The 15,507-nt window shown below is 68.5% G+C and carries 11 protein-coding genes and 3 tRNA genes; 7 read left to right on the top strand and 7 right to left on the bottom strand.

Annotation, left to right across the window (positions count from 1 at the left end; genetic code table 11):
* Positions 1-61 precede the first annotated feature (61 nt).
* The gene (locus O1R50_RS01540; RefSeq protein ID WP_270108077.1) at positions 62-544 is read left to right on the top strand and encodes a DUF4188 domain-containing protein; all 483 of its coding nucleotides are present in this window, start codon (positions 62-64) and stop codon (positions 542-544) included.
* A gap of 6 nt (positions 545-550) precedes the next feature.
* Here O1R50_RS01540 and O1R50_RS01535 read toward each other — a convergent pair whose 3' ends face one another.
* A complete protein-coding gene (locus tag O1R50_RS01535) occupies positions 551-1,525 on the bottom strand; it encodes an aminoglycoside phosphotransferase family protein (RefSeq protein WP_270108076.1) in 975 nt (324 codons plus the stop codon).
* A gap of 191 nt (positions 1,526-1,716) precedes the next feature.
* Between O1R50_RS01535 and O1R50_RS01530 the strand changes: the two genes are divergently transcribed.
* Entirely contained in the window at positions 1,717-2,214 is a 498-nt protein-coding gene (locus tag O1R50_RS01530; RefSeq protein ID WP_270108075.1) for an Hsp20/alpha crystallin family protein, read from the top strand.
* Between the two features lie 349 nt (positions 2,215-2,563).
* Positions 2,564-6,841: an Ig domain-containing protein gene (locus O1R50_RS01525; protein WP_270108074.1), complete on the top strand. Its 4,278-nt coding sequence runs from the start codon at positions 2,564-2,566 to the stop codon at positions 6,839-6,841.
* A gap of 112 nt (positions 6,842-6,953) precedes the next feature.
* On the opposite strand, the gene O1R50_RS01520 is transcribed toward O1R50_RS01525, so the two are convergent.
* Positions 6,954-7,103: a hypothetical protein gene (locus tag O1R50_RS01520; RefSeq protein WP_270108073.1), complete on the bottom strand. Its 150-nt coding sequence runs from the start codon at positions 7,101-7,103 to the stop codon at positions 6,954-6,956.
* Between the two features lie 119 nt (positions 7,104-7,222).
* The gene (locus O1R50_RS01515) at positions 7,223-8,038 is read right to left on the bottom strand and encodes an SDR family NAD(P)-dependent oxidoreductase (RefSeq protein ID WP_270108072.1); all 816 of its coding nucleotides are present in this window, start codon (positions 8,036-8,038) and stop codon (positions 7,223-7,225) included.
* A gap of 166 nt (positions 8,039-8,204) precedes the next feature.
* Between O1R50_RS01515 and O1R50_RS01510 the strand changes: the two genes are divergently transcribed.
* Positions 8,205-9,497 (top strand): TetR/AcrR family transcriptional regulator, encoded by a 1,293-nt coding sequence (locus O1R50_RS01510; protein WP_270108071.1) that lies wholly within the window; start codon positions 8,205-8,207, stop codon positions 9,495-9,497.
* 197 nt (positions 9,498-9,694) lie between these two features.
* Here the strand turns inward: O1R50_RS01510 and O1R50_RS01505 are convergent.
* From O1R50_RS01505 to O1R50_RS01495, 3 genes are all read right to left on the bottom strand, one after another.
* A tRNA-Cys gene (locus O1R50_RS01505) sits at positions 9,695-9,768 on the bottom strand.
* A gap of 47 nt (positions 9,769-9,815) precedes the next feature.
* A tRNA-Val gene (locus O1R50_RS01500) sits at positions 9,816-9,887 on the bottom strand.
* Between the two features lie 24 nt (positions 9,888-9,911).
* Positions 9,912-9,984 (bottom strand) — tRNA-Gly (locus O1R50_RS01495).
* Positions 9,985-10,120: 136 nt separating this feature from the next.
* Between O1R50_RS01495 and O1R50_RS01490 the strand changes: the two genes are divergently transcribed.
* The 3 genes from O1R50_RS01490 to O1R50_RS01480 are packed head-to-tail and all read left to right on the top strand — an operon-like array spanning position 10,121 to position 14,321.
* Positions 10,121-12,457, top strand: coding sequence for a Tex family protein (locus tag O1R50_RS01490; protein WP_270108070.1), 2,337 nt, complete (start codon positions 10,121-10,123; stop codon positions 12,455-12,457).
* A gap of 56 nt (positions 12,458-12,513) precedes the next feature.
* Positions 12,514-13,653 carry a sensor histidine kinase gene (locus tag O1R50_RS01485; protein WP_270108069.1) on the top strand — a complete coding sequence of 380 codons (1,140 nt, stop codon included), beginning with the start codon at positions 12,514-12,516 and terminating at the stop codon, positions 13,651-13,653.
* A complete protein-coding gene (locus O1R50_RS01480) occupies positions 13,650-14,321 on the top strand; it encodes a response regulator transcription factor (protein ID WP_270108068.1) in 672 nt (223 codons plus the stop codon). Before O1R50_RS01485 ends, O1R50_RS01480 begins: the two co-directional genes overlap by 4 nt.
* A 104-nt stretch (positions 14,322-14,425) precedes the next feature.
* On the opposite strand, the gene O1R50_RS01475 is transcribed toward O1R50_RS01480, so the two are convergent.
* Positions 14,426-15,451 carry an ice-binding family protein gene (locus O1R50_RS01475; protein ID WP_270108066.1) on the bottom strand — a complete coding sequence of 342 codons (1,026 nt, stop codon included), beginning with the start codon at positions 15,449-15,451 and terminating at the stop codon, positions 14,426-14,428.
* Positions 15,452-15,507 lie beyond the last annotated feature (56 nt).

Raw genomic sequence — 15,507 nt, 5'->3', positions numbered from 1 at the left:
TGAACACGTTTCGTTAGTCTCTAAGGGGAGGCATGCTCGCAACCCCCTGGGAGGACTGCACGTGGCGAAGGTCAGGCCCGGTCGCGTCGTGGTCGACTACAGCGAGGACCTCGTGGTCTTCACGGTCGGCATGCGGATCAACAAGTTCTGGAAGTTCCGCAAGTGGGTGCCGGTGTTCGCGTCGATGCCGAAGATGCTCCGCGAACTCGAAGCCGACCCCGACCTGGGCCTGCTCGACTCGCGGACCATGATCGGCGGCCGCGTCATCATGGTCGTCCAGTACTGGCGCAGCGAGGAGCACCTGGAGCGCTACGCGCACTCGCAGGCGCACGCCCACCGCGGCTTCTGGAAGTGGTTCAACCGCAACGTGAAGAGCAACGGCGAGGTCGGGCTGTGGCACGAGCTCTACAAGGTCCGCGCCGGCGACTACGACACCTCGTACATCAACATGCCGCCGTACGGCCTCGCCCGTGCCACCAAGGAGCGGGACGCGACCCGCACCGACCCGGACGACCACGACCACGAGGCCGGGGCCGTCCACTAGGCTCGGTCAGGCTTTCAGGGACGCGAGGTTCTTGACGAGGCTCTCGGTCGACCAGCCGCGCTGATTCGCGGTCAGCTCCTCGTCGAAGCCGCGCACCTCGCATTCGGCGATGAGAATGAGCATCAGGTAGATCCGGTAGAGGGTCAGCCGCCGCTCCTCCCCTGCTGTCAACCCGCGGCCGAGGAAGCCTTCCACGGCCGCCGCCGACTCATCGTCCGGGCAGAACTCCAGGGAGACGATCTCGGCGATCGGGTCCCCGTAGAATGCCCGCTCGCCGTCGATGAACGCCTCGACGCGCCAACCGGCGTCGGCCCGCTCCACGAAGACGTTGCCGTCCCACAGGTCGAAGTGGACGAGCGCGGGCCGGGTCACCTCGTCGAGCAGGTCGCTTTCGGCCGCGACGAGCGCCGTGATCTCCCCGGCGGGGCAGGGCAGCGGCGAGCCGTTCTCCGCGATGTCGGCGAGCACGTCCGCGATCATCGCTTGGAACGACGCCGACCAGGTGTCGGCGACGGTGCGGCCGCTCTTGCGCGGATAGCCGAAGCGCTCCCCCGAGACCGTGGCGAAGCGGGCGCTCAGGGCGCCGATCTCGCGGCGCACGACCAGCAGGTCCGCCTTGGACATGTCGTCCTTGGCCTTCGGGAACGAGATGCCCTTGAGGCGGTCGATGATCATCACGCCCCCTTCGGGATCGCCGAAGTGCAGCGCCGGCATCGGCACGCCCGCGGCGAGGCCGCGCTCGAAGCACTCGATCTCGGTCGCCATGAGGTCGACCTCGTAGCGCAGCAGCTTGTGCGCCTTGTCCGGGGCGACCTTGACGACCACATGGCGGCCGTCGGCGAGCTCCAAAGCGTGCGCGGCGTTGAAGAACCCGTCCTTGAACTCTTCATGGGCGATGACCTCGACCGGTCCCGGGAGGTGCTTCCGGGCGATCTCCTCGACGTCGGCGCGGTCGAGCTTGGGGCGAATGGCGATTTCCACCGGATCAGTCTGGGGCCGCGCGAGGCCACGGCGCAAGCGGGAATCCGGACCTCAGTCGAACCACCTGCCACTGCGCGACGACTCCGCGTGATCTGAGCCACGGCAGAAATATTCGGATCCGGCCGGACGTCGTATAGGTCGTTAGCACTCTCCACCGCCGAGTGCTAATCCTGAGGAAGGAGACAGCCACCATGATCGTTCGCTACCAGCACCCTTACGCGGCGTTCCGGCAGTTCGACCGCGAGTTCGAGCGCCTGGCCCGAGCAGGCTTCGGCCAGCGCTCGGTTCAGTACACGCTTCGCTCCGACGTCTACACCGAAGGCGAGGACCTCGTGGTCACCGCCGCGGTTCCGGGCGTGAGCCCAGAGGACGTCACGGTCGAGCTCGAAGGGCGACGCCTCTCGATCACCGCCGAGCGCCGCCAGCGCGAGGCGGCCGAGGGCGACCGCTACCTCGTGCGGGGTCTCGCCGGCGGCACGTTCCGCCGCGAGTTCCAGCTTCGCGAGGGCATCAGCGCCGACCAGCTCAGCGCGGAGGTCACCGACGGCATCCTGACGATTCGCATCTCGGGCGCCGTCAAGCCGGCCCCGCAGGCCCAGCGCATCCCGATCAAGGGCGTCGAGCCCAAGGCCGCAGTGGTTGAAGGAAGCGCAGTCGAGGGCGAGGCGACGTCCGAGGACGCCGAGTAATCACCTGAAGCCGATGGCCCCGGAGGAGACCCCGGGGCCGTTCGCATGTCCGCGAAAGGAATGCGCATCGTCGATGCACCAGGCCGACGGCCTCGGCGCCCGCGTGCTCGGCTTCAGTTGACTGCGGCGCTGTCGATGTCGACTGTCACGCTCTTTTGGATCATTGGGCGGACCAAGGGCGGACGGGCGCCCGATCGGCGCGGCATGCGCTTCCAGGAAAACGATATCGAGGTCTTGATTCCTGTTTCCTCGATCATTAGCATCAATTGAAGGATAACGATATCCCGATTCTTCGGCGTGCCGCAGTCTCGTCCCCCCGAGCGCGCCGAACCACGGAAGGAACCCTTCGATGAACCAACGCAGAGCCGTTGCACGACCATGGCCGATAGTGGTGACCGCCGTGCTGGCGGTCGTGGCGAGCATGGTCGTGTTCGCATCTCCGGTGCAGGCCGCCGAGTACAACGGGCTGATCACCGACAACGTGGTCGCGATCAACGAGACCGTGAGCGACGCCGGGTTCGTCCACCCCGGCGTGGGACTCTCGGCCGAGGATCTGCGGACCACCCAGGAGATGGTCCGGTCCGGGCAGGAGCCGTGGGCGTCCTACTTCGACGCCATGTCGAAGACCGGCTTCGCGTCCACGACCTGGCGGGCGTCAAACGCCTTGTCTGCGGCCGAACCCGACAAGGCCCGGACCCGGGTATTCGACAACGCTGGGATGCGCGGCCGGGAGACCAATGACTCCTTCGGCGCGCTCACCCAGTCCCTCATGTGGGTCACCACAGGCGACGAGGTCTACCGCAAGAACGCGATCCAGGCCCTGCGCGTCTGGGCCGACATGGACCCGAACGGCTACACGTACTTCCCCGACGCGCACATCCACACCGGGCACCCGCTCTACCAGTTCCTCATGGCCGCCGAGATCATCCGGGCTACCGAACCGGCTGACGACGACACCCCCGGGCAGCACGACGGGTACGACGTGGTCTGGAGCGCCGAAGACGACGAGCGGCTGCTCGGCAACTTCGCCAACCCCGTCCTCGAGACGTTCCTGGCCTCCAACCACCACTGGATGAACCAGCACAACTTCGGCCTGTTCGGACGGATCGCGACCGCGATCTACTCGGACGACGCCGCAGGCTACGCCAAGGGCGTGGAGTGGTACACCGTCAACGAGGGCGACGACGCCTACGACAACGGCTCGATGGCCGAGCAGATGCCGCTCATCGAGGCCGACAACCCGATCAACCCGTACGGCTACGACTTCGTGCAGGTCCGCGAGATGGGTCGCGACCAGGCCCACGGCGAGACCAACATCGACAACTTCGCCGGGCTCGCGCGGATGGTGGAACTGCAGGGCACCAAGGTCGACCCCGTGGACGGGACCGTCTCGACCGCCGAGGACGCCGTCTCCGCCTACGACTTCCTGGACCAGCGGCTCCTCCAAGGCGCCGAGCAGTTCTACAAGTACATGCAGGGCGCGTGGATGCCGTGGGTCGACGAACGCGGCGAGGACTGGTTCGGCACCGTCTCGCAGTCGTACCGGGGCCGCATCTTCAACACGATCTCGGTCGCGGAGCTGTACTACGAGTACAAGATCGAACGCGGCGTCGACGTGGAGGCCGAGGCGCCGTGGCTGGCCCGCCTGGCGTCCCGGATGGACGGTCCGATCTACACCCGCGGCTCCTCGACGACGGCGAACTTCTGGGTCCCGGGCGACAAGAACCCCGAGTACTGGGTCGCGTTCCCCGAGGAGCTGGCCGGAACCGTGCCGCCGCCGTCCCGCGAGGACCCCGCCTGGCGGTTCGACAAGGCGGGACTCCTGCTCGACGACCGGACCGAGCTCGTCACCGAAGGCGGTCAAACGTTTGCGCGCGCGAGCCTCAGCGAGGAGGGCACGACGAGTGCCATGTCCCGCGTGGAGTTCCCCAAGGACGCCGTGTTCGGCCTGAAGTTCCGCAGTGACGGCCCGGCGCGCCTGGAGGTGCTCCACAACCCCGAGCCCTCGGGGCTCAACCCGCATGAGGCGCCCAAGAGCATCTTGGCGGTGCGCGACCTCCCCGACACCGATGGCGAGTGGCGCTACGTCGCGTACCCCATGACCGGCAATCCGATCAACTACTTCCGGCTCTCCGGCGCCGAAGGCACCACTGTAGACATGGACAGTGTGATTACGACCGGCGCGAAGGACCTGACGCCGCCGCAGTTCCCGCAGGCCGACGGCACTCTCTACCTCGCCGCGAGCATGGAGCGGACGCTCGATGTCAAGGCGGTCGACACCGGCGGGAACGTGTCGTACTCGGTGAACGGCCTGCCTGAGGGCGCCTCGTTCGACACTGCGACCGGCGACTTCTCCTGGACGCCCGGCGACGTCGACCGGGGCCGCCACGAGGTGCAGATCATCGCCGACGACGGCCAGACGGTCCAGTCCCGGACCTTCGAGCTCGTCGTCGCGGCCAATCGCCCCAAGACGATCGACGCGATGCTCGCCGACCTCTACGATCCCGACGCCGTGTACGAGACCGCCAGCGCCGCGCACTTCGACTCGGTTCTGCGCGAGGCCAAGGAGGCCTCTGAATCGGGCACGGACGAAGCGTTCCTGACCGCGCTCGAAGCGCTGCGGGACGCGGCCGAGGGGATGCGACTGCTCAACCCGCGCCTGGAAGACGGCGGCCTCGACATCTCCGGCGGCATGGTCACACCGCACGACGTCACCGCCGCCCAGGTGGACACCATCGTCCGCCCCGGCCACACCGGCAATATTCTCCACACCTCATTCGTGCTCGACTTCGGCACCCGCTTCCGGGTCGCGGCCGAGGAGTTCGCGTTCCAGGGACCGTTCGCGTTCGCGATGCGCTCGGCCGGGACCAACGTGTACGGATCGAACGACGGGATCGAGTGGGACCTGCTGTCGGAGCGGCCCACCGCCGAGGTCAACAGCTGGGAGCACATCCCGGTCATCGAGGAGCACCGCGAGGAGCAGTACCGGTTCCTCAAGCTGCAGGTCGACGAGCCCGCCCTGCCGAACGACCCGGCCTACCCGGGCATCTGGATCGTCGACGAGTTCCACATCATGGGCGAGCGCACCGAACTGCCCGGCGCGATCGACGAGGTGTCCTTCACTTCCCCTGGCGCGCTGCGGGAGCGGGTGACGGCCGGTGACACCGCCGAACTCAAGTTCACCAGCGACGAGGCGATCAGCGATGTGGCGGTCGAGATCGGCGGCCACCAGGTCGAAGCGGTCAGCGAGGACGGGCTGTCGTGGAAGGCCAGCCTCGAACTCGGCGAGGACACGCCCGTCGGGGACATCACGTTCAGCATCGACTACAGCATCGACGGCGAAGCCGCACCGACGGTGCTCGGGACGACCGACTTCAGCCGGCTGTACTTCTCCGATGAACGGAACATCGTCGACCCGGCGACATTCGCCGAGGTCGTGGACGACAACGGCGCATCCGACGCCATGAGGGAGGCGCAGGCCGCGCTCATGCTCGACGGCAAGGTGAACAGCATCGGCGCGTTGAGTGGAACCACCGGCGAGTACCACGTGACCTGGGACTTCGGCGCAGGCCGCGGGCTCGCGCTCGACCGCGTCGACTTCCTGACCAACCAGGACCCCAGGTTCCATGGACTCATCGACAACCTGGTCTTCCAGGGCTCCAACGACCTCCAGAACTGGACGACGCTCACCGAACCGGCGTTCAGGGGCTTCGACTGGCAGAACCTGGAGAGCGACGACGACACCCCGTACCGGTACCTGCGACTGCGCAACCGGTACGCGATCTCGATCTCGGAGTTCAGGCTCTTCGGCGACATCGGAGGCGACCTCGACACCGTGCTGGAGCAGGCCGACGCCGTGAACCTGGAAGCGTACACGCGCGGATCGCGGATCCTCTTCCCGCGCGAAGTGGCGGCGGTCCGGGAGGCCCGCGAGGAGCCGGGCGCCGATGAGGACGCGCTCGCGCGGCGGCTCATCGACGCCTGGAACCTCTTGGACCCCTTGGTAACCGAGGCCCCGGCCGCGCTCGACCGGGCCTGGGTCACCGCGAGCACCGTGAGCTGGGACGGCCAGCTCAATGCGGCCGACAACGGCTGGCGCATGTTCGACGGGGACCCCGGCACCTGGACCGACACCACCACGAAGTCGTGCACGAACACCGTGCTCCCGACCGACGGGACCGGGTTCGAGGTGGTGGGCATCAGGTATTTCCCGAAGGACTCCGCGGCGAACCGCGCGACCAACATGTCCATCGACGGCTCCAGCGATGGCGGCGCCACCTGGACCACGTTCGCCAACACCGGGACCCCGGTGCGCGGCTGGAACACCGTCCCGCTGGCCGAGCCGGTCAGATACGGGGCGCTGCGCCTCAGCGGCGGCAACGGCTACTGCAACGTGGCCGAACTCGAGTTCCTGGTCAAGGTCGTCGACAAGACCGGGATCGACGTGCTCCTGGCCGACGCGGCGGCACTGAACGAGGCCGACTGGACTCCGGAGTCCTGGGCAGCGCTCGTCGCAGCACGCGACGCCGCCCAGGCCGCGAAGGACGGCAAGGGCGCCACCCAGGAGGAGGTGGACACCGCGGTCTCGGGTTTCGCCGACGCGATCGCCGGACTGACGGAGGCTTAGCCGCACAACACCGGAGCCTCTGAATTCAATGACGGCCGCGGGGCCGGCGCTGGTGCGCGGCCCCGGCGGCTTGTCCTGTGAAGGATCCGCCTTTGTGGCGGGAAGGACGCGATTACGACGCCGTTCCGGACATGGTGGTGCCGTTCTTGGCGACCGTGTAGGTGACCGAGTCGCCGCCCCAGAAGTGGTAGGTGACCGTGACGGGTTCGCCGTCCCTGATCGCGTTCACGACCTGCTCAGCCCCGGACCAGGTAGCAGTCATCGAATCCCCCAGATCGGTCCGGGTCGGTTGCTCCCTGGCCTGCTCCCCGAACAGGTCTGGGGCTCCTACCTCCGCGGCATACTCAGCCGGGACGTGTCAGCACGGCTGCCGCGACGCGTTCAGGCGGGGTCGGCGGAGCGAGCGGTCTTCTCCCAGGCCCGCCAGGTCTCGATGCGCTGCTCGTGGGCGGCGAGGACCAGGTCGTATCCCTGAGAGGCGAGGATGAGGCGGGTGGGCGGCTCGGCCGCGTCGACGGCCGCAAAGAACGCTTCGATGCTGTCCTCAGCGGTCGGCGTCGGACCGCGGCCCCAGTTCGCCATCGCATCGCGTAGCGGCTGGTACAGCGGGTTCGCCTGCGAGCGGCTGGCGGAGGCGCCGGCCCAGTCGGTCGCGAAGCCAGAGGGCTCGATCAAGGTGGTCTTGATGCCGAATCCGGCGACTTCTCCGGCCAGCGCCTCGGTGAGTCCTTCCAGGGCCCATTTGGAGGCGTTGTAGACGCCCAGCCCGGGGAACGCGGTCACACCGCCGATGCTGGAAACCTGGACGATGTGCCCGCCGCCCTGTTCGCGCAGCAGTGGGATCGCGGCCTGGGTGATCCACAGTGCGCCGAAGAAGTTGGTCTCCATCTGCGCGCGGGCCTCGTCCTCGGTGGTCTCTTCGGTGGTCCCGAAGTGGCCGTAGCCGGCGTTGTTGACGACCACGTCGAGGCGGCCGAAGTGCCGGTGCGCGGCCTGGACGGCATTGATGTCGGCGTCGCGGTCGTTGACGTCGAGTTGGATCGGCAGTACGGCCTCGCCGTAGCGGTCGCTCAGTTCCTTCAGCGTTTCGGTGTCGCGGGCGGTGGCGGCGACCTGGTCGCCGCGTTCGAGGGCGGCGGTAGTCCAGGCGCGGCCGAAGCCGCGGGAGGCGCCCGTGATGAGCCATGTCTTCGACATTGGAAGTCCCTTCGATCCTCCGGCGGAAGCCGGGAGCGATGCGGCGCCGGCGACTTGCGGCGACGCCTTCGATGACTTCACTATACGCCTAACATGTCTCAGTGAGTCAAGTCAGGCCAGATGTGCTCAAGGCAACTCTTCGTGTCGAGCGGTGTACGCTGTCGTCATGGAGGAGCCGAAGGTGGGACTGCGCGAGCGCACCCGCAACGCGGTGGGCGCGGAGCTGGCGCAGGCAGCCCTGAAGCTGTTCGTCGAGCAGGGCTTCGAGGCGACCACGGTGGAGCAGATCGCGGCCGCGACGGGACTGTCCCGCCGCAGCTTCCACCGCTACTTCGCCAGCAAAGAGGACGTGTTCGGGCAGTGGTTCGTGGAAACGGGCCGGCAGCTCGCCACGGCCCTGGGATCACGTCCGACCGAAGAGCGCCCGTGGCTCGCACTGCGCCGGGCCTTCGACGACCTCGTGCAGGGGTTGAGCGATCGGCCGCAGTCGCTCCAGATCACCCGGATGGTCCTGAATACCCCTGCGCTGCATGCCACTCACCTGCACAAGCACGCCCTGTGGCGGGACGCGCTCGCCGACGTGCTGCAGCGCCGCCTGTCCGAGGACGGCCGTGAACTGGGGAGGATCGCCGCGGTCGCACTCGTCGGCGCCGCCCTGGCCGCCCTCGACTCCGCTCAGTCCGCATGGGTGTCCGAGGACAACCAGCAGCCGCTCGGCGCGCTGCTGGACGAGGCCATGAACGCCATCGCACCGCTGACGGAACCGGCACCCGTCACGCGCCCGCACCGGTCATTACCGACTCGCGGCCACGAGACAGCAGCTTCCAGCCGCCGCCGGAGTCGGCGGCAGTCCTTCTCGAGAACCCCGGGTGGATGCGCGCACCCGCCACCCACCCCACCGGGCGATCTCCACCCCCGGTCGCCCGGGCCGCTTTGCTCTACCCCCGGGCGGGCCGCGGTCGGCGCGGCAATGATGTTGGCGGCGTATGACTCCCGCGTCTGCGGATCGACCACTGGCAGGTGGACGAACACGCCGTCCGCTCCACGGCAGGCCTCTTCGAGCTGCTCACGCGAGGCGAGGTCGACGATGAGCGTCCTCGCGCGCAGTCCAGCTCCGTATGCGGGTGATAGCGGTGGCCGGCGCCCCCTTCGCGGCGAGCGCGGTGATGACGGGACCTCCTTGGGCGCCGGTGGCGCCATGCACTGCATAAGTCATGACGCCATTAACAATCGATGCATCGGTTACTTCAACTGCACTAATGGCCCTCGGGACTGCGGACTCAGAGTCATCACGGGTCGCAATCGAAATTCCGTTCTATGGAAGCACGCTGCAAACCGGAGGACGCTCATGGATCTGATTGAACCGACCGCCCTCCTCCGCAACCGGGGTGCGAACTTCAAGCACGCTGACACTGCTACTGCAGGTCGAGTAGCGAGGTCCACCGGTTCGCCGGCCTAACGGCTTCGAGGCGCACACGCGCACCCCAGAGGAATCCGAGCGATTCCCCCCTGATCGGGCGACATGACTTCTGAGCAGGCGATACGCCGCCACGATGGTTATCCAGGAACCCCTTGGTCTCACGGACCAACGATGGACCAAACGTGGATCGGGTGGCGGCGGGGCCCGCGAACCGGGCCGAAGCGACGAGAAGAGTGTGGAGGTGGGTACGGGATTCGAACCCGTGTGCACGGCTTTGCAGGCCGTTACCTAACCACTCGGACAACCCACCCTGACGCGAAAGGCCCAAGCCTTGTGAACCTGGGCCTTCCACTTCGGTGGACGATACTGGGATTGAACCAGTGACCTCTCCCGTGTCAGGGGAGTGCTCTCCCGCTGAGCTAATCGTCCGGGATAGCGCTCTTTCGAGCTCCGAGCGGACGACCGGGATCGAACCGGCGACCTACACCTTGGCAAGGTGTCGCGCTACCAACTGCGCTACGTCCGCATGTCATTTCCAGGGGCTTTTTCGTTCCCCCGGCGACGGGATAGAACTTTACCCAATGCCCGACCGAGCGTCCACCGGGGGGTCGGGGCTTCCGGCTTCGGACCATGTTGTCGCAGCCCTCTGGCAGAATCCTCCCGTGGCTCAAGCTATCGATCAACGCATCGCCGAGGAACTCTCGGTCGGCTCCCATCAAGTCCGCTCGGCCGTCGCGCTACTCGACGACGGCTCCACCGTTCCGTTCATCGCCCGGTACCGAAAAGAGGCCACCGGGGGCCTCTCCGACGAGCAGCTGCGCGCCCTCGAGGAGCGCCTCGGCTACCTGCGCGAGTTGGAGGCACGCCGCAAGGCGGTGCTCGAATCGATCGCCGAGCAGGGCAAACTCACCGAAGCGCTCGCCGCGCAGATCGACGCCGCCGACACGAAGGCGCGGCTCGAGGACCTCTACGCGCCCTTCAAGGTGAAGCGCCGCACGAAGGCCCAGATCGCCCGCGAGGCCGGCCTGGAGCCGCTCGCGGAACTCCTGCTGAGTGATCCCTCACAGGACCCGGAGACCGCTGCCGTCGCGTACGTCGACGCCGCGAAGGAGGTGCCGGACGCGGCCGCCGCGCTGGCCGGGGCCCGCGCGATCCTCACCGAGCGGTTCAGCGAGGATGCCGACCTCATCGGCGACCTGCGCGAACGCATGTGGCGGCGGGGCCGGCTGGTCTCGAAGGTCCGCGACGGGGCGCAGGAGAAGGGCGCGAAGTTCTCGGATTACTTCGAGTTCGCGGAGACGTTCACCACGCTCCCCTCGCACCGGGTGCTCGCGCTCATGCGGGGCGAGAAGGAGGAGGTGCTCTCGCTGTCCCTGGAGCCCGGCGAGTCCGAGGTGGACGGGGCCGACTGCGAGGCCGTGATCGCCGCGAAGTTCGGGATCCGGGATGAGGGCAGGCCCGCCGACGCGTGGCTCGCCAAGACCGTCTCGTGGGCATGGCGCACGCGCATCCTCGTCAAGCTGGGCGTGGACCTGCGGATGCGGCTGTGGCAGCTCGCGGAGGACGAGGCCGTGAAGGTCTTCGCCGCGAACCTGAAGGACCTGCTGCTCGCGGCCCCAGCCGGGCCGAAGACCGTGATGGGCCTCGACCCGGGCTACCGCACTGGTGTCAAGGTGGCCGTGGTCGACCCGACCGGCAAGGTGCTCGACGCGACCGCGATCATGCCGCACCAGCCCCAGAACCAGTGGGACGCTTCGCTGGCGACCCTCGGGGCGCTCGTCAAGAAGCACGGCGTGCAGCTCATCGCGATCGGCAACGGCACGGCCTCGCGCGAGACCGACCGCCTCGCGGCCGACCTCATCAAGGCCCTCGGCAGTCCCGATCTGGCGAAGATCGTGGTCTCCGAGGCCGGGGCCTCGATCTACTCGGCTTCGGCGTACGCGACGAAGGAGCTCCCGGGCATGGACGTGTCCCTGCGCGGGGCCGTCTCGATCGCGCGGCGGCTCCAGGACCCGCTCGCGGAGCTGGTGAAGATCGAGCCGAAGCACATCGGCGTAGGTCAGTACCAGCACGACCTGACTGAGTCCAAACTCACCAAATCCCTTGAGGCCGTGGTCGAGGACGCGGTGAACGCGGTCGGCGTGGACCTGAACACCGCTTCCGTTCCGCTGCTGTCGCAGGTGTCGGGCCTCTCCGAGAGCGTGGCCGCGAACATCGTGGCGTACCGCGACGAGAACGGCCGCTTCGCCGACCGCAAGGCGCTGCTGAGCGTGCCCCGCTTGGGCCCCAAGGCCTTCGAGCAGGCCGCCGGGTTCCTCCGGGTCGCGGGCGGGGCCAACCCGCTCGACGCCTCGGCGGTGCACCCCGAGGCCTACCCTGTGGTCGAGCGCATCCTCGCCGCCACGGGAGCGCCGATCGGCGGGCTCGTGGGCGACGCCAAGACGCTCCGCAAGCTCAGGCCCGGCGACTTCGCCGACGACCGCTTCGGCGTGCCCACAGTCTCCGACATCCTCGCCGAGCTCGAGAAGCCCGGCCGCGACCCGCGGCCGGAGTTCAAGGCCGCCACCTTCAAGGAGGGCGTGGAGAAGGTCTCGGACCTCAAGCCCGGGATGCTCCTCGAAGGGGCCGTGACGAACGTCGCGGCCTTCGGCGCGTTCGTCGACATCGGCGTCCACCAGGACGGCCTGGTGCACATCTCGGCGCTCGCCAACCGGTTCGTGGAAGACCCCCGCGAGATCGTCAAGCCCGGCGACGTGGTCAAGGTCAAGGTCGTCTCGGTCGATCTGCAGCGCCAGCGCATCGCTCTCACGATGCGCCTCGACGACGAGGTGGGGGCCGGCGGCAGCGAGCCGCGCGGCGGCCAGCGCCAAGGCGGAGGCGGCGGCAAGGGCGGCAAGGGGAACGGGCGGCAGCAGCCGCGCCAGCAGCGCGGCGGCCAGCAGGCGGCCCCGCAGAGCGCGATGGCCGAGGCGCTGCGCCGGGCCGGGCTCACGAAGTAGCCGCGGATGTCGGAGCGCCCGGCCGCGGCCGGGCGCTCCTCCTTAGGCTTGGAGGCGTGTCGCAACGCTTCTCGATCTCCCGCATGGATCTCCTCGTGGGGGCCCTCAACGCCGTGATCGTGCTGGGCTGGACGCTCACGCAGTGGGCCATGCGGGTGCGGGACACGGAGGGGCTGAACGAGTCCCTGGCGTGGACGGTCCTGTTCGTCTCGTGCGCGGTGCTGTTCCTCCGCAGCGCGTTCCCGCTCGCGGTCACGTTGATCACGATGGCTTGCACGATCGTGTACTACCCGGCGTCGTCGACCGATGGGCCGATGCTCCTGGCGTTCGTGATCGCGCTGTACACGCTCGCGGCGCTGGGGCGGTTTTGCGCGGCGGGCGTGATCGCGGGGCTGGTGTTCCTGACGGTGGTGATCTCGGAGATCATGGCGGACTTCGCGCACATGACCGAGAGCGAGACGTTCATGCTCGGCGGATGGATCATCGCGGTCCCGGCGATCGGCGCGGTCGTGGCGCACTACCGGCGGTACCGGGCCGAAACGGCGGTGGCCCTTGCGGAGACGCAGCGGCGGAGCGTGGCCGAGGAGCGACTGCGGATCGCGCGTGAGCTGCACGACGCGGTCGGGCACCACTTGTCGCTCATCAACGTGCAGACGGCGGCGGCACTGCGGAAGCTCAAGCGGGACCCCGCGTTCCGCACCGAGGAGACGCTGCAGGTCATCGCGGACACGAGCCAGATGTCGCTGCGGGAGCTGCGGGCGATGGTCGGGGTGCTGCGCGAGCCAGGTGAGGATTCGCCGACCGGGCCGGGGCCGAGTCTGGAGCAGCTGCCCTCGCTGCTGGCGGCGGCGCGGGCGTCGGGCCTCGAGGTGGAACTGCGGAAGGACGGCAGTGCCGAGCTGCCGGTGGCGGTGGACGCGGCGGCGTACCGGGTGGTGCAGGAGTCGCTGACGAACGTGCTGCGGCACGCGAAGGCGAAGCGGGTGCTGGTCAAGATCGTCACCGGGACGTCGACGCTCGCGGTCGCGGTGATCGATGACGGCGCGGGGGACGCCAAGGGCGCCAAGGAAGCCGGAAACGGCCTGACGGGGATGCGCGAGCGGGCCGAGAGCCTCGGCGGTACCTTCAACGCGGGGCCGCGCGATGACGGCGGCTTCACGGTCGAGGCCACATGGCCGCTGGAGGTTGACAGGTGATCCGGGTGATGCTGGTGGACGACCAGCGGCTGGTTCGGGCGGGCTTCGCCTCGATCCTCGGCGACGAGGAGGACATCGAGCTGGTCGCGGAGGCGGGCAACGGGGCGGAGGCCCTGGAGCTGGCGCGGCGGCACCGTCCCGACGTGGCGCTCATGGACATCCGGATGCCCGATATGGACGGCCTGGAGGCGACCGAGCGGATCGGGAAGGACCCCAAGCTCGACGGCGTCAAAGTGGTGATCCTGACGACCTTCGACGAGGACGACTACGTGTACCGGGCGCTGCGCGCGGGCGCGAGCGGGTTCCTCGTGAAGGACACCGACCCCGACGAACTGATCCACGCGATCCGGGTGGTCGCGGCCGGCGACGCGCTGATCTCGCCGAAGGTCACGCGGCGGCTCATCGGCGAGTTCGCCGGGCGCATCGCCCGGCCGGAGCCGAGTTCGAAGCTGAACGCGCTCACGGAGCGAGAGACCGAGGTGCTCAAGCTGGTGGCCACGGGCATGAGCAACGACGAGATCGCCGGGGCCCTGTTCCTCTCCCCCGCCACGGCGAAGACGCATGTCAGCCGCATCATGTCGAAGCTCTCGGCGCGCGACCGGGCGCAGCTGGTCGTCACCGCGTACGAGTCGGGCCTGGTGCGGCCGACCTGGACCGACGGCGAGTGACGCTCGCGGTCGCTCCTGCGCCGGTGATCAGAGCGACCGGCCCGCGCCGGAACCTGGTGGCACGGCGCAGCCGGTCCATCCGGAGGCGGACCGGCCGGCGTTGATCAGTTTTGTCGTGCGCGGCGCCGTGCGACGATCGCGAACAGTCCGCCCGCTGCGATGAGCGCAAGACCCGCGCTCACGACGGCTGTCGATACGCCGTTGCCGGTGGTGGGCAGTCCTTCGCCGTTCCCGGAGCCGTCGGCCGAATCATCCACACCCGAGCCTGAGCCGTCGTTGTCCGAATCGCCGTTCCCTCCGGAATCGCCGTTCCCACCCGAGCCGCCGTTCCCACCCGGACCGCCGGAACCGCCACCGGGCCCGCCAGTTCCGCCAGTTCCGCCAGTTCCGCCAGGACCGTCGGTCGGGTTGTCCGTCGGGCCGTCCGTCGGCGGGGACGTCGGTGCGCAAGCCGGTGCGGTGATGGTATTGGTGTCGAGCGTCACCGCGGCGGTCTGCGCCAGTGCGCGGCCTTCCAGGTTCGCGCCGGTGTTCATGGTGATCGAGGCCGAGGCCATGATGTTCCCTATGAAGTCGGTCCCGGTCCCGAGCGTCGCCGAACTGCCGACCTGCCAGTAGACGTTGCACGGCGAGGCGCCGTTGACGAAGATGACGCTGCTGTCGGACGCGGTGATGAGTGTGGACTCGATCTGGAAGATGAAGACGCCCTCGGGGTCCTCTTCGAGGTCGAGCGTCAGCTGTCCGGTGAGCTGTGCCGCGGCGATGCGGTAGACCCCGGCCGTCAGGGTCTCACCGCCCAGTTCCGCGTCCAGGTCCGTGAACGGGGTGCGTCCGGCCGCGTCGTTGTAGGCGGTCGTGAGATCGAGCTTCGCCTGGTCGGCATCCGCATCCGCCAGGTGCGTCTCTCCGCCTACGGTGCCGGGCGGGAAGCCTGTGGCGGTGCTGCCGGGACTGACGCCGAGGCTCTGCTCCAGAGTGGTGTCCCCCGTGTTGGTGACGGTCGAGCCCGCCAGAACCGAGTATTCGTCGGCGGTCCCCAATCCGACCGGCGCTTCCTGGGCTTGGGCGCCCGCTGGAAAGGACATCGTCAAGGCGGCGGCGATCCCCACGGTTGCTGGAACGGCGGCCACTGGAGTGAGCGTTCGCCACCGAAGTCTCCGCAGGCTTGCCTTCATTTGATTCCCGT

It is taken from the genome of Glycomyces luteolus (assembly GCF_027622875.1).
Lineage (GTDB): Bacteria > Actinomycetota > Actinomycetes > Mycobacteriales > Micromonosporaceae > Glycomyces > Glycomyces luteolus.
The sequence above is the reverse complement of the archived record's forward strand: the minus strand, read 5'-3'. Positions and strand labels throughout refer to the sequence as shown.